Source organism: Chryseobacterium sp. KBW03, assembly GCF_003852415.1.
In the GTDB taxonomy this organism is placed as follows: domain Bacteria; phylum Bacteroidota; class Bacteroidia; order Flavobacteriales; family Weeksellaceae; genus Chryseobacterium; species Chryseobacterium viscerum.
This window is the reverse complement of record NZ_QAJO01000001.1, coordinates 187951-207354: the sequence shown is the minus strand read 5'-3', so window position 1 is coordinate 207354 and position 19404 is coordinate 187951. Positions and strand designations below refer to the sequence as shown.

The window sequence follows — 19404 nt, the reverse complement described above, 5'->3', positions numbered from 1 at the left end:
TTTAAATATACTTTCTAAACATTTTTTGTTCGAACAATGTCAGGTTATTTATAATATTAGGATTTAATCGGTATTTGCTTCTTACTTGCTCGAGAGAATTGCAATCACCAAATCTTTCGGATACCTTTCTGACAATATCATTTGGAAGACCAGCTTCTTTAAGAGCAATTTCATTTTCTTTAACAAAACCGAATTCTAATAATGTAATAATATACTGCAAACTAATTCCACCGTTCTGAATATTATTGTGATATTCATTATATACAAAATTATATATATTTTCAAAAGCTCTAAAATATCTAGGGAAAGCAAATTCAAAATAATGAGTGATTAATTTAAATGCCGAACGAATTTTGGCGTCAATAGTTTTTGAATATTTTTGCTCAGTTATTAATTGTTTTATACTTGGATTGTAGTAGATATAATATTTTAATAGCCTATTTAATTCCCAATAAATAAAACTTTTATCATTTAAATCTCTATCACTAAATAAATAATTTCTTGTTAGAGTGAAAATTTCATCTAAATGTTGTTTATCAGGTTTATTTTTGAAATAAACTAATTGCAAAAGGATCGGGTTTTGTCTTAAAAAATTTATAAATGTAATTTGCTTGTTTATAGGTATATATTTATTTTTTTTAATGAGTGATAAAGGAATTTTATTAGCATGTAATAATTCTTCAATTTTGTTCCTTCTTTTTAAATTTTCATCTTTCAAATCTTCTTTATCAATTTGAATAATATCCTCTGAACTTAAATTTTCTTTATCATAATAATCAACCAGAATTATTGTTTTATCATTTTCAACACTTTTATGAAAATAAAAGACTCTACCTATGAAGTGAACTCTAAATCTACCCGCTCTACCTTTAATATTTTTAACTTCAAATCCAGTTAAAGGTTTATCTTTCTTTCCTAGAACATTACTATATAAAATTACATTTTTTGCAGATGTATTTACCCCTTCAGTTATTGTTGTTGTACAAACAATAATGTCGATTTCTTGATTATTAAATGAATCAATTATTTCGGTTTGAATATATCTTGGAACGGCACCATGATGAAATGCTACCCCTTTTTTTAGAGCTTTTACAAGTGACCATTCAGAAGAAATATTATCTGAAATGTAATCAATTAAATCTGAATCAACATTTTCATTATTATTTTCATGAAGAATCTCGACTACATCATTTGCTAGTTTTTCTACATAATCTTTTCTATAATTATAAATTAGTGTTTGTCCATTAATATTAGTTAATATATTTTTTAAGTTTTTTTTATTATCTTTTAGTTTTTTAATTTTTTTTCCACCTAATGTAAATTTTACCTCTTCTAAATCAAAAATATTGTATACATCTTTTTGAACGATTTCTGAATCGAACTTTTCGAAATGAGAATTAGTTATTTCCCTAAATCTTGGACTAAAATCATCAAAGTATGGACCTATCAGATAGAAGTCAGTTTTCATTTTGCTTAGACGATATAAGCAATTTGAAAAAATACCTTTCCGATCTTCATCGTCTTGGATTTTATAAATTTCATCCATTACAAAAAAATCAATTTTTAGATCAGGCCTTTCATCTAAAAGCATGTCCATTTTTTCAGGAGTAAGAATGAAAATATTTTTAGTATGTTTATTAATTGTGTCTGCTAAGCCTAGTGAATTTATTAAATTGTAATTTTCTTTAATATTTGGATTTGCATTAAATCTTATATAGGTTTCACTCAATAAGGCTATAGTTGGTAAAATAATAGCAATATTTGTGTAGTCGTTATGAATGATTATTTCTTCAATAATCCTTGATTTACCAAAAGAGGTTGGGGCACTTACTATTAATCTCTTGTGTTTATTAAAAAGTCTAAAAAGTTTTTTTTGATCTTTAGTTAATACTGTACCAGAATCCAAAGTATAAATTTCTTTAGCAAATGAATCAAAAAATGAATCTTCAATTACTTTAATTTTTTTTGGAAGCATTTCTTTGTAAAGAAAAACTCTTGATGAAACTATACAATCATTCAGTAATTGTAGTAAAAAATTGTCAATAGGTAAGTATTCACCAATATGGCAAATTGAATATAGTCCTATATTATAAGCATCATCGTCATTTGAGTTTAATAAGCTGTAAGTATTTTCAAGTAATACTTTAAATTCACTAAACTCTAAAGTTCCACTTTCTTTTAACTTATCTACAGATTTAATGACTATTTTTTTAGAATCATCTAAATTGTGTAATATTGAAATCATATTCTCATTGCATTTTCAATTAACTCTAAATCTGTTTTAATATTGGAAACAGTTTCCAATGGAAAAATAAAAAATATAAATTCAATATTTTTTAGTTCGTTTGATATATCCTTTTTTTCTATATTTTGATGATGAATAAGTAATTCATTTTCTAGGTCATTTTTAAACTTACTATTTATATCATCATTATTTTTTATTGTTTTACTATCATATGTTAATAAAACAGGTATTCTGAATTTAATTTTATCGATTGATTTTCCTGCAAAAACAGATTTTAATTTTAGAAAATCGTTTTCAAAATCTTTATTAATTTCTATATTAGGTTTTAAAATTGAAATTTCATCAGTTGTATATAAAATCTTGCAGTGTTCATTTAATGAATTGAATGACTCTGTAAGTGCTGTTGAAAAGGATTGATGGAATTTTGATTCTCCGAGCCATAGTATAGGTTCATTATTTTCAATTGTAAAATGTGCACAATCATAGCCATTTACTTGCATTCCGACAGAAGATCTTAATCTTACTTTAGTCACAAATTTAGGAGCATCATAATATACTATCATTATTAAAAAAAGAAGTAATTCACCATAATCACCTTTTTTATCTTTTCTGGCCTTAGATATTCTGGACCATGCTGTTCTACTAATTTCTATTGATTCTAGTTCTTTAAATTCCTGTTCTGTCAATGCAAAATATGGGACAGTATCTCTAATAAGAGCTACTAAATCTTTTTGTCTATAAACTTTTGCAGTATAATCTAAGTGGAAAGTTGTTTTATTAAACTTATCTATAGAAATTTTGTCATACATAAATATTAGATTCTTTGTATGATCTTTAAGAGAAGCAGATTTCATGGTTTTTTTATCTAATATATTAATAATCTACAAATTGTGAAATTTTCCAATCAACAAATATATTTCCAATCCATAAAAAAAGACTACGGTTTCCCGTAATCCTTAACATTTCTTCAATATCTCCCTAAAAACCCTCTCCATCTCACCTTTATCCGCCTTTCCTCCTGATAAACTCTTCGATTTTTCTTCATTTTCAGCGACTGTTTTTTCAAGAAATTCAAACAGTTTCCAATCGTTCGGATGGTAGTAAGATTCTCCTTTGGTCGCTTTTAAGGCAACAAGATTTTCTATTTTCCGTCTGGTTGTATCATCTGTTAAAACAAGCAGATCACTGAACAAGACAGGCGGAACCGTTCCTTTCTCTATGATCCATTTTCCGGTAAGGGTGGTTCGGAGGCAATAAAAATAACTTTTTAATTTTACTTCATCACTTCTGCAGGCTTCCAGATATTTCTTGCTCATGCTTAAATAATGATAGGAAACCGCGACCGGAGAAAAGCAGACATCGGCCAAAGGTCTGAAGAGTTCCACAAACTTTTCATCCGCTTTATAAACGATAGGAGAATAGAACCAGCTCAGCAAGGCAGCATTCGACTTTAGCAAAAGATGAAAAGTCTTTCTCAGATCCCAACCCGAACCATCCAGGTCATCTTCTGTCATAAATTCTATGGTTTCATCCTTATCCCAGGGAGAAAGATACCAGTCCTTTTCATGACGGTATATAAAACGTATATCATAATCACTGTCAGGAGACGCAAAACCCCAGGCTCTGCTTCCTGATTCTACGGCAAGAAGGACTTCTACGCCCCGCGTAGCCTCAACTTCTTTTATTTTTTCCAGTATTTTTGGTGTCATTGTTTTTCATTTATGATACAAAGTAAGCGATGGTGTACGTAATATACTTGCGTAGTTGTTTTGAGTGACAAAATTTTTAAAAGAATCGGAAGATAAATGAATGCTGCAGACCAAAATTCTTCTTTGACCTTTGAAAATTGTGCGTTAAAAAAAAAAATTTTGTGAACGTTAAGAAAATTCTTCTGTTTAAGTGCGACAAACATATCGATATAAAAAAACAATAATGAATTCGCACGAGTTTAGAATTTTTAGAGAACACATTTTATTTTTAGCTCAATTTTCCAGGTCTTGACCTTTTGTTTCTTTTGTGTCAAGACAAAAGAAAAATACTCATTGAATTTTAGTAATATTGCATCTTTCTCATTTAACATAATACTGAGGCCTTATTCTTTAAAAACGACAATTACATTCATGTTATCATCAGAATTACAGCATAAAATTGATTTTAAAACAAAACCGTTAGGCGCATTAGGGCAATTGGAACATATTGCCCACAAAATTGGAATGGTTCAGAAGACCACTTCACCCCAGTTATTGAATCCTCATATGGTGGTTTTCGCGGCCGATCACGGGATTGCTGCCGCAGGGGTAAGTGCCTATCCTCAGGAGGTAACCTATCAGATGGTCATGAATTTTCTGGGAGAAGGGGCTGCAATCAATGTTTTTTGCAGACAGCATTGTATTAAGATTAAAATTGTGGATGCGGGAGTCAATTTTGATTTTCCTGAAGGACTGAATCTGGTGAATAAAAAAGTCAGAAAATCCAGCCGTAATATTCTGGAAGAACCTGCCATGACTCCCGAAGAATATCAGCAGGCGCTTAAAAATGGAAAGGCAGTGGTTACTGATATTGTCGGAAAAGGGTGTAATATCATTGGTTTCGGTGAAATGGGAATTGGGAATACTTCAGCTTCCTCTCTGATGATGAGCAAACTGTTTGATATCCCGATTACAAACTGTATCGGACGAGGAACCGGACTCAATGACCATCAGCTGCAGAATAAGATCAGTATCTTAACAGAAGCCATAGAAAAATATCCGGCTGCAATGACTGAAGATGAAATTGCGCAAACTTTTGGCGGATTAGAAATTGCCCAAATGATTGGAGCAATAGAAGAAGCTTATCATCATAACATGCTGATCATGGTGGATGGATTTATTGCCACAGTAGCTGTAGCAACAGTCTGGAAAAAAAATCCTGAGATTCTGAACAACTGTATCTTCTGTCATGTAAGCAATGAAAATGCCCACCCTCAACTGTTGGGGTTGATGAGAGAGAAAGCTGTTTTAAACCTCAATCTTCGTCTTGGTGAAGGAACAGGCTGTGCATTGGCATATCCGATTATCCAAAGTGCAGTTAATTTCCTGAATGAAATGTCAAGCTTTGAAGATGCTCATATTTCTAATAAATCATCTTAGCTTTAGAAAATAATAAAGGGGCAATGAAGCCCCTTTTATCTTAAAATAAATACTATTAATAAGTATGTGCAACATCTTTACCTGTAAACATCATTCTAACAGGTTTATTTTGAATAGCATCTTCATTCAATTTATATGAATTAAATATCTGCATAGTAGGAATATACCTGTATAAACCATCATCTACCAAATATAGTTTTCCAGTATTGGTGTTTCGTACCAGTTGGGTTCCTGAAGTGATGTCAGCCCCTCTTTCTCCTGTGTAATCTTCTATATTTACTTTATAGAGCAAATAAGCTTTACCCTGAACAGCAAACAGATTATTGATCACTGCAAAGGATTCGATACGTCTCAGGGTACTTTCAAATACGATATACAAAGCTCCCGTTGCATTATCCTGGAAAAACTGTCCGTCACGAACTCGATACGCTTTAGGCTCAGAATCTTTTAAGTAGAAAGCAATTCCTTCATAAGAATAGCCGTCTTTTCCATCTCCCAGTTCATTCTTATCTCTGGTATAGAAGTGGGTCTTTTTATCAGAATTAAAATACCTGTAAATCGGAAAGCTTCCTGGTTCATCACCATTATAACTTGTTCCCAGATCTTTTTTCTCCCAGTAACTTTGCCCACTCAATTCATTAGGATTAGTCGTTAATACCAGATCATTAGTTCCGGTGTGAAACCATCTTGAAATTACCGGGCCAGGCCCATCTGCAGAACCTAATAATCTCTCCTGAAAATAATAGCTCAGTCCAGGATAGGATTTAGGAAGTTCGGATGGTAAAGGTGAGGTATTGTACAGATGCTTTTTAGTAAGATCACTGTAGAAACCGTAAATAGGATTAGTTAAATAAAAGGATTTGGACCAGATTCCTGCGGGAGGTGGAGTAGGTGTATCCGGATTATCTCTGAAGCCTCCTTTTGCTAATTGGTTAGCAGAAGATCCGTTAAGAGTTTGAGACTCATTTAAAGTTTCCAGTTCATCACCGGGAGCCGAACAGCTTACTATGGATAGAAGACACAATCCAACGAAATACGCTTTTTTCATTTGTTTTTTTTCATGGTTATTATGGTGCAAAACTAAAAATACTCCGGAAATAAAAGGGATCAATTTCGAATGATAAGATTCATGTTTTTCATTTTTTTAATTGATCTCTTTACCATTATTAAAAGCTTTCCTAATTTTACGGAAATTGGTTAAACCAGTTTTGTATTTAAAAAGAACATATGAAAGTCCTCAAGAATGAACTGATCTACTTTGCCACAGCTCTGATGTTCTTCACCAGAATTCCGGTTCCGTTTACCGTTCCTTATTCTAGTGAGATCATGAATAAATCCCAAAAATACTTTGCCTGGGTCGGGCTCTTGGTAGGATTGATCAATGCAGTGATTCTTTATCTTTCTACATTGTTTTTTAATCTTGAAATAGGAATTGTTTTAATGATGATTTCCAGTGTTTTATTGACCGGAGCTTTTCATGAAGATGGTTTTACAGATATGTGCGACAGTTTCGGAGGGGGATATGGAAAAGAAAAAATTCTCACCATCATGAAAGACAGCCGGGTAGGAGCTTATGGAACCATTGGAATTATTCTGCTTTTTGCGTTAAAATTTTACAGTATTCAGGCGTTGGGAATGGCTGATCCGATAGGAGTTTTAGGGATTGTTATTTTGGGTCATACGGTAAGCCGGTTTATTTCCGGAACGATGATTTATACTCACCAATATGTTACCGATATTGACGTCAGCAAATCGAAACCTTTGGCTAATAAACCTTTGGACGGAATGGCTTTGCTGGTAGGATTCATCAGTGTTTTACTTGCTTTTGCCCTGATTCCGGACTGGCGGTTGATTTTCGCTTTTGTGCTGACGTATCTGGGGAAAATCTATATGGGCTGGTATTTTAAAAAGCATATCGGAGGCTATACCGGAGATTGTCTGGGGTCTGTTCAGCAGGTTTGTGAAGTTTTGTTTTACTTAGGAACAATAATCGTATGGAAATTCATCTGATTCGTCATACCGCTGTAGAAAATCCTGAAAACCTTTGTTATGGATTTGCTGAAATGCCATTACGGAAGGATTGTGCGCAGGATTTTAAAGACGTGAATATAGACTTTGATTATGATGAGGTTATTTCTAGTCCTTCTCAACGCTGCCATTTTTTAGCGGATTATTGTAAGCTTAATTATCAAACAGATGAAAGGCTTCGCGAAATGAATTTCGGGAACTGGGAACTGCAAAAATGGACTGATATTCCGGAAGAAGAAATCAATCTGTGGTACAAAGATTTTATCAATGTAAAAGCTTCGGGAGGTGAAAATCTTCTTGAAATGCAGGTCCGTGTCCTTAGTTTCTGGAAAGAACTCATTCAGAAAAAAGATATCAATAAAGTGCTGGTCATCACCCATGCCGGAGTCATTCGTCTGATCCTTCAGGCTGTGCTTCAGTTTCCGTTGGAGAATATGTTTACGATTCAGATTGATTATGGAAAGAAAGTCATCATTGATATAAATGAATACATTTTTTCTGTTAAAAAGATGAATGTTTAATACTGACCAACATTCCAACTGAAGACGTGAAAATTCCCCTCCCTTGGAGGGGTGGCGAAAATTCAGAGAATTTTTGACGGGGTGGTTCTCAACGTTTCTTTATTCTCCTCTATACCCAGCCCTATTCACAAAAAAACGCCACCCGATACAATCAGATGACGTGATAGGATTTATTTAAAAATCCTGATAAAACTATCTTTTTCAAGGCTTTCCAGTGAGAAATCAAAATCAGCTTCCGCTTTTTTTGTTGTGATCTCTGCTCCAAGCTCTTTTACAAGCTCATTGAAAGACATTGCTTCGTACCATTGCTGATACAAGGCACTGGTTGCCATGATGGATACTTCATTATTTCCTGAAACATGAGAATGTCCCGCTCCGAAATTCAACAGTACGAAACATTGCTTTCCGTCCTTTGGTAACAGCATTCCCAGAATCATTTGTTTCTGAATCGAGTTACATCTGGCTTCAGCAAAGAGATTGTTAGGATTCATCATATAGTCGTAGGAAATGTTATCTCCTTTTCCGATGACGATTTTATATCCACAATTGGCATCTCCACTGAAAACGTTGTTCATGACAAGCGTTGGCGTACTCAGCCCTTTATTGGCGTAAAGATATTCAACAGCACCGTTGGGAGCGGAAGTCATATCTCCGGAATACATCAATTGTCCCTCACCATGATTATACGCGGCATTCCAACCTATTTTTCCGGCAATATTCAGTCCTGAAAGGTCAAGGTCATTAGCCCCCCATTTATCTTCCCAATAGATACCAATGGCTAGTCTATCCCCATAAAAACGGGTTCCGGTAGGAATATTTCCCACAAACATTTTTTCAGATGTCGGCAATGCAAATTCTACATTCTCCGGGAAATAGAATTTCTTTCCGGAAAGGTTTTCGTACTTCAGTTTCAGATAATCCAAAATGAAATCATAGTTGAATTGATTCACGTAAGTTTCCTTACCTTTTTTAGTCCATGATTTTCCATTTCTGATTCTGTAAACAAAAGTATCCTGACCATACATTCTTGAATGACATGCTGACAACGCTTTGAATAACGCAAATGGTGTCGCATTTTCCAGCCAATGCCAATCGCTGTTTTCCAGCAATGTATTGGTAGCATCATTCAAAGGATTTGAAATGAATGGCTTATGGTGTACTTTAGACAGCTTGGATATTTTATTGACTGCTTTTGGAGCTCTGTTTTTATAAGCAAGGAATAACGGCTTAAATCTGTTGAAAATTTCCGCCAGTTTTTCAAGTCCAAAGCTTTCGAATAGATACGTTGGGTTAAATTTACTTTGCTTGATTACATTAATTAAATCATCGTTTTTGATGAGAAGCGTTGTATTCGTAGTTTTATAAATGACATAACGAAAAAACTCAACAGGATTTTCAGGATAGATGTCATATAAGTCGGCTATTTTTATGATCGCTTCTTTATTTCTGATGTTTTCTTTTCCTGTAAAATCATAGTCCAGTTCTGTATGCAAAATGGAAAGCAGATCGTCAATCGTTTCTTCTTTCAAAGCAATTCCGGATCTTAAAAGTGAAAGGCACTTTTCCTGCATTTCTTCTAGAGTATAGGCTTTGACTACTTTAAAGATCAGTTTCATGTTTGGAACATTCAAAACTTCTTCGGGAATATAGATTTCGTTCTGAAAATTACTTCCGTACGTTGAAATATAATGTTCGATCTGTTCAAAAAACAATTCTATTCTGGAAGTATTTTTTATTTTCTCCCAGGATTTATGAAAGGTTTTATTCAAATCATTTCCATTCAGTTTTTCCTTTGCATAATAAGAAATAATCTCTTTTTTCGCCCAAACTGCATCAGGCTCAATGATAAAACCATTATCAGAAATAAATGGCTTTTCATCAGATTTTCTGGCCAGTACAGCATTGAATAATTGTAGTGTTTTCATTGTTTTAAGTTTAAAAAATAAGTGAGGAGTAGATTCATTAAAAGTGAAGTGTATAGGAACTCCTTTTACCTATAGTTTATAAAAAGCGGGGAGTATTTTTCCAAAAAATATAGGAACTCCCTTTGCCTTATCATTTGTAAAAAGGCGGAAAGTAATTCTGGATTATAGGAACTTTCTTTGCCTTCAATTTTTTTATCTTATGAAAATGACAAATACGTGAATATAAGCATTTTCGTTATTTTGAGGAGCAGACAGGACTCGAACCTGTGACACACAATTGGGATTCATAGGAACTTTATTTGCCTGCAGCGAAAAGTAATTTTGTTGCTCTACCATCTGAGCTACTGTCCCTACCGTTATGAAAAAAGTTTTCATTAACCCTACAGGCTTTTACACCTGTAAGGCTTGGTTATTAGTTTTTATCAGCCTTATAGGTTTTCAAAACCTATAAGGTTTGCGTAGTAAGCAAGTTTTAAAATATTAAAAATCATGCTTTTCTGAATTTCTTCTTTTTCTTCCATGGAGCATTCTTCTGCACGTCTCCGGCCATAATACACCCGTAAGGCATCACTTCATCCAGAACTTCACAAAGTCCGTATTCTTCTATCTGTGCTCTTACGTTTTTCGCACTTTTATAAGCGCTTGGAAGTTCAGAAATATCAACTTCATTGGAGTAGAAACGGATATCTAATCCTTCTGTTTCTTCATTGAAGATTTCTTCAGTCGTTTTATGAGCCAAAGATCTTTTATGCTGGCTTCTGCTGAAATTTCTTCCGGCTCCATGCGGTGCAAAACCCAGGTTTCTTTCATTCGTTTTTCCCTGAACGATCAATACAGGTTCTGCCATATTCAACGGAATCAGTCTTGGTCCCGTGATATCAGGCATGAATTTATCATCCAGCGGAGTAGCTCCTTTTGCATGATAGAACAGATCTCCATCTTTGAAAACGAAGTTATGTTCGTTCCAATATCTATCTTCCTTCTCCATTTCCAGCTTGTTCAAAACTGCATCATGAAGAGAAGTATGGTTTTCTTTTGTCCATTGTCTGATCAGCTGAAGCGCTTCCCAATAGGATTGTCCTTCTTCAGTATCATAAGGAATCCATGCATTTTCTCTTAATGTTTCAGGGGAGATTTCCTGTCTGAAACGGTTGGCAACCTTCATTCCTTTATCATATAAAGCAGCTCCCGGTGCTCTGGATCCGTGATGTGTGACCATCATGGTATTTCCTGTATTTTTGGAAATTCCCACGAAGAGGAAGTGGTTTCCGTCTCCCTGAGTTCCCATATGAGAACGGGCAATGCTGATCAGCTTTTCATCATTTAAGAATTCATTTTCTCTGAAAGCATCCATCAGTTCATGAGACATAGGCATCTGTTCACCTCTTGGTCTTCCTCCATATCCGAAATGAGTGATAAAATGAGCTGCATCTAAGACATCTTTAGGATTGGCTTTTCCAAAATCCGTCAGCATGACAGAACAGCAGATATCAGCGCTATGGAATCCTGGGTGAATGGCATTTTTGGCAACCACCACACCACCTACCGGGATTTGACCTTCAGGACCTGTAGGGCAGGCATCAGGCATTAAAGCTCCGTCTATCAGTGTAGGAGTTTTCATCAGGACTTTCATGGTTCTGATTACTTTTTCTACATTATCATTTTCACTTTCGTGTTCTGCACGGATGTTGATCATAAAATCTTTAGCCGTTTCATGAAGCGGAATAATATCCGGCTGCTTGAACTGTACCAGATATTCTGCGATCTGATGTTCATCCAGATTATTCTCATTGATATAGCTAATAGCATCTTTAAACCATTTTGCTGGTCTATATCCTAATTCGATTAAATGATTACCATTAAATTCCATTTTGTTTCATTTTGATAGTGCAAAGTAAATACGTTATTGCGCAACTATTTTGCGTAGATAAAGAAATTTTAATTATTTTTACAAAAAGTTTAATTAAAAAGGCGAAAAGGCTGATCTGCAAATTGGCCAAACCAATATATAAATTAAAAAAACAAGGCTCATGGTATTATTAGAACAACTAAAACATTTCCCGGAAACGATACAGTTTAATGATGTTATTGCTCACATTGATGAAAATTATGAATTTACTCCTACCGCTTTTCAGAATGGAGATACAACGAACCAGGCAGGACAGAATAATGGTTCGTGTAAAGTTTTCAGCTTCGCCAGCATTCAGGATCTGACGAAAGAAGAAACACTTTGTCTTTTTGGAGAATTCTATAGAGAAGATGTGTTGAAAAATCCGGAGGGAACTGATCACCAGAATATCCGAAACTTTATAAAATTTGGCTGGGAGGGCATTACTTTTGACGAAAATGCGCTGAAAGAGAAATAGTTTTTTAGAAAAGATCAAAAGGCGAATAAGCGAATTGCTTAATAAAAACACCAAATCATTAAACACTAAGGTATGTCATCCAATAAAAACGCTCTGATCAGATATAAAACATTAGATAAATGTCTTAAAAACAAATATAGAAAATATACGCTGGAAGATCTCATTGATGAATGTTCAGAAGCATTATTTGAATTCGAGGGAAAAGAATCTTATGTAAGTAAGCGGACAGTTCAGCTTGATCTGCAAAATATGCGGAGTGAAAAATTCGGGTATGAAGCTCCTATTGAAGTGTATGAAAGAAAATATTACCGTTACAGTGATGCTGACTACAGTATTCATAATATCTCTGTGAATGAAAGTGACCTGAAGGCTATGAACAATGCGGTCCAGATTTTAAAACAATTCAAAGACTTTTCTATGTTTAAGGAAATGAACGGGGTCATTCAGAAGCTGGAAGACTCTATTCATGCAACAAGTCAGAAGTCTATCATTCATCTGGATAAAAATGAACAGCTGAAAGGATTAGAACATATTGATATCCTGTATGAAAGCATCTTGAATAAAAAAGGATTGAAGATTCTCTATAAAAGTTTTACGGCAAGGGAATCCAATGTTTTTACTGTTCATCCGCAGCTGTTGAAGGAATTCAACAACCGTTGGTTTCTGATCTGTCTCTACAAGCAGAAAATGTACAATCTGGCGTTGGACAGGATGGAAAGCATTGAAGTGGATGAAAAACTTCAATATATTGACAAGGATCTGGATGGTGATGACTATTTTAAAGATATTGTGGGAGTTACGGTTTCAGAAGGAATTATTCCCAAAAATGTCATCTTTTGGGTGGATTCAGGCAATGCACCTTATGTGAAAACCAAACCGCTGCATAAAAGCCAGGAGATTATAAAGGAAGATCATGATGGAACTCTGTTTAAAATATGTGTTCAGATCAATTTCGAACTGGAAAGGCTTTTGCTGGGATTTGGAGACTCTCTGATTGTTCATAGACCCAAAAAATTAAGATTGAAGATGGATGAAAAATTCAAAGCCGGAAGTCATAATTATCAGAATCTGATTGTTCCTGATGAGAATTAAGGTTGCTTAAAGTGTTTATTGATAGTGGGTTGTGTAAAATAATTTATTCTTTCGTTTTATCTTGGCTTGGAAATTGCATTTATATAGCAACAATACCACACTATGAAATCAAGAATATTTAAAGCATTAATAGCAATCCTAGCCCCTATAGCAATAGAATATATTGTTAAAAAAATATCTGAGAAACTTGATAAAAAAGAAGATCAGAAAGATCAAAAACCAAAGCAAATTACGGCTTAAACGTAATAGTAGTTAAAATTTAAAATTATTGAAAAAGAGACTGTCATGAGTATGCACAGTCTCTTTTTTTTTTGTTTAAACCACCCCGTCAAAAATTCTCTGAATTTTTGCCACCCCTCCAGAGGAGGGGAATTCTTACGTCTCCAGTTGTGGTATTGTTCAGAATTGTAATCTTTATTATCACTTGAAAATCGAAGATTTTCAAAAACTCAAGTGTACTTCTTAAGCATTTAGTAGTATCTTAAAATAACTTAAGTGTTAAAAAAACTTTCGCGACTTTTACGGATTTCTCTACACAAAATCATAAATTCCATCTTTCCAGCCCAATACTTTGGACGAATCAGCCTTAAGCCAGTTTTTCAGGATCGTAGCATACACCTTTCTGAAATCTTCCTTGTAAATAAGATCTCCTTCATTGAGATTTTGCAAATCCGGGAGCGCATTCAAAAGTCCTTTCTTTTTAAGATTTCCGCCGATAAAAAACATTTGGTTCGCCGTTCCATGGTCTGTTCCATTGCTGGCATTCTGGGCAACACGGCGTCCGAATTCTGAAAATGTCATCAGCAGGATATTTTTAAACAGTCCGTTACTTTTCATATCGGCTACAAATGATTTTACCGCTTCATTGATATCATCAAATAACTTTTTCTGCCTTTCATTTTGATTGACGTGGGTATCAAAACTTCCGATCGAAAGGTAATAGACTTGAGTATTGATATCTGATTTTATTAAAGAAGCTACTGTTTTAAAGTCTTTTCCTAACTGAGAATTAGGATAAGTCTGTTCTGTTTTTTTGGCTTTGCTTTTTTCAAAAATATAATCGGCATTATTGATCGTGGAACCTAAGGTCTGATAAAGATAAGACACTGTTTCATCATCGTGGTGATGGTCATAGAGAGACTTAAAATATTTTTCCTGACTGGTCTGATAAAGTCTTTTAGGATCTTTAAAGGCGAAAGCTTTATTATGATCTCCTTTTAAGGCTAAACTGAGCATATCATCCACTTCTAAGGCCTGAGTAGGATGGTCACATCGGTAGCATTCTTCATCCAGAAAACGGCCAAGCCAGCCTGTTTCCAAAAACTGATCACTTCTGCTTGCCGACTGCCAGATATCCATGCTGCGGAAATGCGACTTGTCCGGATTGGGATACCCCACATTGTTCATCACAGAAAGTTCCCCATTATCAAAAAGCTCTTTAAAATAGGAGAGAGAAGGATTGATCCCTGCTTCATCAGTCAATGCCATTGAATCCTGAATGGCCAGGGTTTTCCTTTCCCTGAAATAAATGTCATTTTTGGATGGAACAATGGTATTCAAACCATCATTTCCTCCCGTAAACTGAAGCACTATCAGAATATTCTGATTAGGATTCAGGGCCTCATCCAAGGTCATCGCTTTTAAGAAATTAGGCATCAGCATAGAAGCGGTAGCCAGTGAACTTATTTTTAGGAATTCTCTTCTTTTGATTAACATAATTTTGTTTTTAGGGTAAAGGTGACTGATAGATGATAGGTGATAGGTTGCAGGATTTGTCTATATTTTTACTACTGTTTGTTTTTATAAAATTTTATGGCAGCAAATAATAAATAAATGATGCTAAGTTATACTGCGACCGCTATTACCTGCTGCCTGCAACCTAAAATATTCTACCTACATTAACTGGTATTCCGGAGTAGACATCAGGTTGATTACATTCATTTTTATGCTTTTGTCTGAAAAATTCTTCACAGAGCTCATGTCTAGACTTTGAGTATTCTGCAGAAGATAATCTTCACAGTTTTTATTAGAGAAAAGCTTTTCAATACGGCCCCAGTCGATCGTGATATTCGGATTCTTAAAGCTTTTGTTTAAAGCTGTTTCCCGGGACTTCATTCCCATATCAATATCATCATCCTGTCGCGGGCTGTATTCCAAAGGCCGGAGGCCGGACCAGATCTGTGGTACCTGAAGTCTCAGCATCAAGGTAGAGCTGTCGATCCACGATTTTCCGTTGGGCCATCCTGCTACATTGGGGGGATAAAGGAGCATCTGTCCCAATAATTTCTGATAAACGATGAGGTTTTCAGGATTCTGAATCTGCATGGGAAGTATCCGCATGATACCTGCCATCAGCTCCACAGGAGATTTTATTCGGTTACCTATATTTTTTTGATCATAAAACCATGTGCTCGAAAATATTTCAGTCATCAGCTTTTTTATGTCATATCCGGAATTGTAAAAGTTGGAGCTGAGCTTATTAACGATATCCTGATCGATCTTTTCATTGACAAAGAACTTATATATCTTGGTGGTAATAAACTGTGCCGTTGTTTTTTGTTCCAGGATAATATTTAAAACATCATTTCCATCGAAGTTGCCTGTTTTTCCTAGAAAAGTTTTGGAACCTTCATCGTGGAGGTTTTTTCTTTCTTTAAAATTTCCTTCCTTATCATAGCTCCATCCTGTAAAGGCTCTGGCGCCCTCTCTCACATCTTTTTCAGTATAGTTGCCTCTTCCCATGGTAAACAGTTCCATGACTTCGCGGGCGAAATTCTCATTAGGATGATCTTTTTTGTTCTGCTGATTATTCAGAAAGTTAAGCATAGCCGGCGACTGGCTTACTTCAAAAAGCAGGTCTTTGAAATTTCCCAGTGCATTTTTCCGGATAGTATTTAAAAGCTGTTTGTTGAAATTTGGATTTACTACTCTTGAGGCAAAATGCCCATGCCAGAAAAACGCCATCTTTTCCCTCATCTGTTCCTTGCTGTTAACGATTTTATCCAGAAAGTTGAGGTTAAGTTCATTATTTTGCTCCCTGTTGATTCGCTGCATTTCTTTTTTCTTTTCTGCAGGAGCAGTGCTGTTCATATAATCTGCGGCAGAATCCGGATCAGGAGTGTCATAAGTAATCTCACTAAAGCTATCCTCTTTAAATAACTCATTCATCAACGTTTTAATGTTCTTATTCTTCAGATCATCAATTTGATTAACTCCAATACCGAAACCTGCCCGCCAAAGAAGATGTTTATTTTTTAATAATGAATCAGCCATGAGAATTTATTTTTTTGATGTATTTACAGGAGAAAGGTTAAAAGTAATAACGGGTTAAGAATTGTTAATATTGTAGAGAGGGCTGGAGGAATGAGGCTGGGAGTTATTATGTTGTGGTAAACAGATTAAGTTTTATAACAGTATATTACTTCCAGCTTCCATCTCCCTGCTTCATTTCTTTCTTAATTCACTTTTCGATATCATTTTTTGATAATTTTTGTTAAACAAACATTTAAATTTTGTTAAAAATAAGACACTGATATTCATTGTATTATGAGTTGTTTGAGTGTTAAAATCAATGAATTAACCTTGCTTGGCACGATTTTTACATCCTCTTGTTTAGTAAAATTTAAAAATTAGAGTTATGAAAATGTTTAAACAAGCAATATTGCTGGCTGGAGTTTTAACAGCAGGTATAGCAAGCGCCCAAAGTTCTCAAATGAATAATATGATTAAAGTAGGTGCAAATGTTGGTTTAGCAGTTCCCTCAGATAATCTTTCTGCTGCAGTAGGAGTAGATGTTGCTTACCAGAACCTGATTACACCAGGGTTTGGATTAGGTATCGCAACAGGATATACTCACTATTTCGGAAAAGAGAACAACGGGTATAAGAACAATGATGTAGGAGTAGTTCCTGTAGCAGCTTTAATCAGAATTTATCCAAAACAAACAGGTTTCTATTTCGGAACAGATTTAGGATATGGTTTCCTGGTTGGAGATAAAACAGTGGCATCAAACACCAATGTTGAAAGAGCAAACGGAGGTTTCTACATCAAGCCGGAGATCGGATACCACAACAGAGACTGGAATTTCTTCGTACAATACCAAAAGGTTTTTGTAGGAACAAAAGGAGATTTGCCAGGTCAGGACTATAATGTGGGGAATATCGGAGTAGGATTCGGTTACAATATTCCATTAGGAAAGTAGTTAGATTTAATATATAAACAATTATTAACCAAAACCTTTTCACGAAAGTGGAAAGGTTTTTTTGTTCTGTGCAGGATTTACAAAAACAATTATTATATTTGGTAAAATTAGAGGTTATGATTCTGAATCCAAAATTTCCACTTTATTTACCAGGAGTAGAGAACAGTAATAATGATAATGTTTCTATCATTGGAGCAAGTCTTCGTGAAGATATAACGATCTTAGGATATTTTGTTTCCGGAAACGGAGGTCTTGAGATACAAGTACAAAATACCTATGCAACCAAAGAATACGCTGCTTTTTCAGATATTTTAAAGAAGTTTATCCAGGATAATCAACTGCAAAATGTAAAACGTCTGGGAATGGCTGTGCCAGGTCCTGTACTTTATGGGAAAAGTAACCCTGTAAGGTTGGGATGGAATTTAGATGTTGAAGAATATGCCCGTGATTTCGGGTTTGAAAAAGTAGACATGCTGAACGACCTTGAAGCTTCTGCTTACGGAATGGCTCTTCTTGAAGATAACGATCTTGAAGCGATCTATACCAGCGGACATCTTGAAAGAGGAAACGTAGCAGTGCTTGCTCCCGGAAACGGACTGGGTGAGGCTGGATATTTCTTTGACGGAAAATACCTGAGACCTTTCGCAACTGAAGGAGGTCACTCAGAATTTTCACCAAGAACCAACGTAGAAGTTGAGTTTTACCAGTTCTTAAATAATATCTATGGTATTGTAAGCTGGGAAAATGTACTTTCCAAGTCAGGATTATTCAATATTTATAGATTCCTAAGAGATGTAAAGAGACATCCCGAACCAGAATGGCTGAGCGAGCGTCTTGCACAAGGTAATTTCGTAGAAGAACTATATAAAGCTGCAGTAGAGGATAATGTCCTTATTTGCAAAATTGCTTTAGATACCTTCCTTGAGTTTCTGGCAAGAGAAGCAAACAACTTAACATTAAAGCTTAAAGCTACCGGAGGATTACTGATCGCCGGAGATATTCCACAGACCATCAGAGAATATATTGATAAGGCTAAATTCTATGAGAAATTCAAGATCAGTGATAAAATGGAGGAAATGCTTAGAAGTACTCCCATCTATCTGGTCAAGCAAAATCATACAGCATTAAATGGTATAGCGCTTTATACCGCTTACTATCAAGAATAAACAGAGCTCCGAAGAAATTCGGAGTTTTTTTATGAGATGATATTATTCATGAAAATAATAAAATTTATTGATATACATCAATGAAATCTATTGAATAAGATACCTACATTTGTATTATTAAATAAGTAAATAACTCTATTCAATGAAAAAAATATTTTTATTAGCAGTTTTAGCTGGTGGTCTAGCTTTCGGACAGTCAAAAAAAGTAGTAGCGTCTGATGTACACTGGTGGGGATACAAAGTAGCAAAATCTGAGGCTAGCTCTCACGACGGTACTGTAAAAGTAAAGTCTGGAGATATGGTAATGAAAGGAAACCAATTGGTAGGTGGTAGCTTCGTTTTGGATATGACTTCTATCAGCTCTACTGACCTTACAGGAGAATATCAGCAAAAACTAAACGGGCACCTTAAGAACGGTGACTTCTTTGAAGTTGAAAAATTCCCTACAGCAAGTTTCAAAATTACAGGAGTAAAGAAAAACAACGATAAAGTGTACAACTCTCTTGTAACAGGAAACCTTACTGTAAAAGGAAAAACAAACCCAGTTTCTTTCCCTGCTAAGATTTCTTACAGCAAAGGAGTAGTAAGTTTAGTATCAAACAAATTCTCTTTCGACAGACAAAAATTTGATGTAGCGTACAAGTCTACAATGCAGGATGTTTTTGTGAAAGATGATATTGAAATGCTTGTAAAAGTAACTGCTCAATAAATTAATCAAAAAAAGATTGTTAA

17 protein-coding genes and 1 tRNA gene are annotated in these 19404 nt (G+C 34.9%); 9 read left to right on the top strand and 9 right to left on the bottom strand.

Annotated features, from left to right (window positions below):
• Position 1 precedes the first annotated feature (1 nt).
• The 3 genes from DBR39_RS00830 to DBR39_RS00820 all read right to left on the bottom strand — a co-directional run bounded on the left by DBR39_RS00830 (position 2) and on the right by DBR39_RS00820 (position 3954).
• Entirely contained in the window at positions 2 to 2245 is a 2244-nt protein-coding gene (locus DBR39_RS00830; protein WP_124530430.1) for a DEAD/DEAH box helicase, read from the bottom strand.
• On the bottom strand, positions 2242 to 3099 hold the full coding sequence (locus DBR39_RS00825) for a DUF1837 domain-containing protein (protein WP_124530429.1): 858 nt from the start codon (positions 3097 to 3099) through the stop codon (positions 2242 to 2244). The genes DBR39_RS00830 and DBR39_RS00825 overlap by 4 nt, the downstream gene beginning before the upstream one ends.
• 102 nt (positions 3100 to 3201) lie before the next feature.
• The gene (locus tag DBR39_RS00820; RefSeq protein ID WP_124530428.1) at positions 3202 to 3954 is read right to left on the bottom strand and encodes a DNA polymerase beta superfamily protein; all 753 of its coding nucleotides are present in this window, start codon (positions 3952 to 3954) and stop codon (positions 3202 to 3204) included.
• Positions 3955 to 4365: 411 nt separating this feature from the next.
• On the opposite strand from DBR39_RS00820, the gene cobT reads away from it, so the two are divergent.
• On the top strand, positions 4366 to 5373 hold the full coding sequence (cobT, locus tag DBR39_RS00815) for a nicotinate-nucleotide--dimethylbenzimidazole phosphoribosyltransferase (RefSeq protein WP_124530427.1): 1008 nt from the start codon (positions 4366 to 4368) through the stop codon (positions 5371 to 5373).
• Between the two features lie 55 nt (positions 5374 to 5428).
• On the opposite strand, the gene DBR39_RS00810 is transcribed toward cobT, so the two are convergent.
• Positions 5429 to 6421, bottom strand: a complete 993-nt coding sequence (locus DBR39_RS00810; RefSeq protein WP_124530426.1) for a hypothetical protein — start codon at positions 6419 to 6421, stop codon at positions 5429 to 5431.
• A gap of 179 nt (positions 6422 to 6600) precedes the next feature.
• Here DBR39_RS00810 and DBR39_RS00805 point away from each other — a divergent pair, with 179 nt between their 5' ends.
• Together DBR39_RS00805 and DBR39_RS00800 are read left to right on the top strand one after the other, a co-directional pair.
• A complete protein-coding gene (locus tag DBR39_RS00805; protein WP_124530425.1) occupies positions 6601 to 7383 on the top strand; it encodes an adenosylcobinamide-GDP ribazoletransferase in 783 nt (260 codons plus the stop codon).
• Positions 7368 to 7922: a histidine phosphatase family protein gene (locus tag DBR39_RS00800; RefSeq protein ID WP_124530424.1), complete on the top strand. Its 555-nt coding sequence runs from the start codon at positions 7368 to 7370 to the stop codon at positions 7920 to 7922. Before DBR39_RS00805 ends, DBR39_RS00800 begins: the two co-directional genes overlap by 16 nt.
• Positions 7923 to 8092: 170 nt before the next feature.
• Here DBR39_RS00800 and DBR39_RS00795 read toward each other — a convergent pair whose 3' ends face one another.
• The 3 genes from DBR39_RS00795 to DBR39_RS24560 form a co-directional block, all read right to left on the bottom strand.
• Positions 8093 to 9847, bottom strand: a complete 1755-nt coding sequence (locus tag DBR39_RS00795) for a hypothetical protein (protein WP_124530423.1) — start codon at positions 9845 to 9847, stop codon at positions 8093 to 8095.
• A 243-nt stretch (positions 9848 to 10090) separates the two neighbouring features.
• Positions 10091 to 10198 (bottom strand) — tRNA-OTHER (locus DBR39_RS24105).
• Positions 10199 to 10334: 136 nt separating this feature from the next.
• Positions 10335 to 11135 carry an RtcB family protein gene (locus DBR39_RS24560; protein ID WP_410494247.1) on the bottom strand — a complete coding sequence of 267 codons (801 nt, stop codon included), beginning with the start codon at positions 11133 to 11135 and terminating at the stop codon, positions 10335 to 10337.
• Positions 11136 to 11877: 742 nt separating this feature from the next.
• Between DBR39_RS24560 and DBR39_RS00780 the strand changes: the two genes are divergently transcribed.
• The 3 genes from DBR39_RS00780 to DBR39_RS24100 all read left to right on the top strand — a co-directional run bounded on the left by DBR39_RS00780 (position 11878) and on the right by DBR39_RS24100 (position 13545).
• Positions 11878 to 12213: a HopJ type III effector protein gene (locus DBR39_RS00780; protein WP_103233518.1), complete on the top strand. Its 336-nt coding sequence runs from the start codon at positions 11878 to 11880 to the stop codon at positions 12211 to 12213.
• A gap of 72 nt (positions 12214 to 12285) precedes the next feature.
• Positions 12286 to 13305, top strand: coding sequence for a helix-turn-helix transcriptional regulator (locus DBR39_RS00775; RefSeq protein WP_124530420.1), 1020 nt, complete (start codon positions 12286 to 12288; stop codon positions 13303 to 13305).
• Positions 13306 to 13407: 102 nt separating this feature from the next.
• Positions 13408 to 13545 carry a hypothetical protein gene (locus DBR39_RS24100; RefSeq protein WP_165835351.1) on the top strand — a complete coding sequence of 46 codons (138 nt, stop codon included), beginning with the start codon at positions 13408 to 13410 and terminating at the stop codon, positions 13543 to 13545.
• A 291-nt stretch (positions 13546 to 13836) separates the two neighbouring features.
• Here the strand turns inward: DBR39_RS24100 and DBR39_RS00770 are convergent, their stop codons facing one another.
• Positions 13837 to 15021: a DUF1501 domain-containing protein gene (locus DBR39_RS00770; protein ID WP_124530419.1), complete on the bottom strand. Its 1185-nt coding sequence runs from the start codon at positions 15019 to 15021 to the stop codon at positions 13837 to 13839.
• A gap of 177 nt (positions 15022 to 15198) precedes the next feature.
• Positions 15199 to 16578: a DUF1800 family protein gene (locus DBR39_RS00765; RefSeq protein WP_124530418.1), complete on the bottom strand. Its 1380-nt coding sequence runs from the start codon at positions 16576 to 16578 to the stop codon at positions 15199 to 15201.
• A gap of 364 nt (positions 16579 to 16942) precedes the next feature.
• Here DBR39_RS00765 and DBR39_RS00760 point away from each other — a divergent pair, with 364 nt between their 5' ends.
• The 3 genes from DBR39_RS00760 to DBR39_RS00750 all read left to right on the top strand — a co-directional run bounded on the left by DBR39_RS00760 (position 16943) and on the right by DBR39_RS00750 (position 19381).
• Complete coding sequence (locus DBR39_RS00760) at positions 16943 to 17506, top strand: hypothetical protein (RefSeq protein WP_103233522.1); 564 nt, start codon at positions 16943 to 16945, stop codon at positions 17504 to 17506.
• A 116-nt stretch (positions 17507 to 17622) separates the two neighbouring features.
• Positions 17623 to 18672, top strand: a complete 1050-nt coding sequence (locus DBR39_RS00755; RefSeq protein ID WP_124530417.1) for a glucokinase — start codon at positions 17623 to 17625, stop codon at positions 18670 to 18672.
• A 142-nt stretch (positions 18673 to 18814) separates the two neighbouring features.
• Positions 18815 to 19381, top strand: a complete 567-nt coding sequence (locus DBR39_RS00750) for a YceI family protein (RefSeq protein ID WP_103233523.1) — start codon at positions 18815 to 18817, stop codon at positions 19379 to 19381.
• Positions 19382 to 19404: the final 23 nt, after the last annotated feature.

What these genes read in the sequence shown, in the direction of transcription:
- DBR39_RS00830 (WP_124530430.1), bottom strand. Translation starts at nt 2,245, where the DNA reads ATGATTTCAATATTACACAATTTAGATGATTCTAAAAAAATAGTCATT.
- DBR39_RS00825 (WP_124530429.1), bottom strand. Translation starts at nt 3,099, where the DNA reads ATGAAATCTGCTTCTCTTAAAGATCATACAAAGAATCTAATATTTATG.
- DBR39_RS00820 (WP_124530428.1), bottom strand. Translation starts at nt 3,954, where the DNA reads ATGACACCAAAAATACTGGAAAAAATAAAAGAAGTTGAGGCTACGCGG.
- cobT (WP_124530427.1), top strand. Translation starts at nt 4,366, where the DNA reads ATGTTATCATCAGAATTACAGCATAAAATTGATTTTAAAACAAAACCG.
- DBR39_RS00810 (WP_124530426.1), bottom strand. Translation starts at nt 6,421, where the DNA reads ATGAAAAAAGCGTATTTCGTTGGATTGTGTCTTCTATCCATAGTAAGC.
- DBR39_RS00805 (WP_124530425.1), top strand. Translation starts at nt 6,601, where the DNA reads ATGAAAGTCCTCAAGAATGAACTGATCTACTTTGCCACAGCTCTGATG.
- DBR39_RS00800 (WP_124530424.1), top strand. Translation starts at nt 7,368, where the DNA reads ATGGAAATTCATCTGATTCGTCATACCGCTGTAGAAAATCCTGAAAAC.
- DBR39_RS00795 (WP_124530423.1), bottom strand. Translation starts at nt 9,847, where the DNA reads ATGAAAACACTACAATTATTCAATGCTGTACTGGCCAGAAAATCTGAT.
- DBR39_RS24560 (WP_410494247.1), bottom strand. Translation starts at nt 11,135, where the DNA reads ATGGGAACTCAGGGAGACGGAAACCACTTCCTCTTCGTGGGAATTTCC.
- DBR39_RS00780 (WP_103233518.1), top strand. Translation starts at nt 11,878, where the DNA reads ATGGTATTATTAGAACAACTAAAACATTTCCCGGAAACGATACAGTTT.
- DBR39_RS00775 (WP_124530420.1), top strand. Translation starts at nt 12,286, where the DNA reads ATGTCATCCAATAAAAACGCTCTGATCAGATATAAAACATTAGATAAA.
- DBR39_RS24100 (WP_165835351.1), top strand. Translation starts at nt 13,408, where the DNA reads ATGAAATCAAGAATATTTAAAGCATTAATAGCAATCCTAGCCCCTATA.
- DBR39_RS00770 (WP_124530419.1), bottom strand. Translation starts at nt 15,021, where the DNA reads ATGTTAATCAAAAGAAGAGAATTCCTAAAAATAAGTTCACTGGCTACC.
- DBR39_RS00765 (WP_124530418.1), bottom strand. Translation starts at nt 16,578, where the DNA reads ATGGCTGATTCATTATTAAAAAATAAACATCTTCTTTGGCGGGCAGGT.
- DBR39_RS00760 (WP_103233522.1), top strand. Translation starts at nt 16,943, where the DNA reads ATGAAAATGTTTAAACAAGCAATATTGCTGGCTGGAGTTTTAACAGCA.
- DBR39_RS00755 (WP_124530417.1), top strand. Translation starts at nt 17,623, where the DNA reads ATGATTCTGAATCCAAAATTTCCACTTTATTTACCAGGAGTAGAGAAC.
- DBR39_RS00750 (WP_103233523.1), top strand. Translation starts at nt 18,815, where the DNA reads ATGAAAAAAATATTTTTATTAGCAGTTTTAGCTGGTGGTCTAGCTTTC.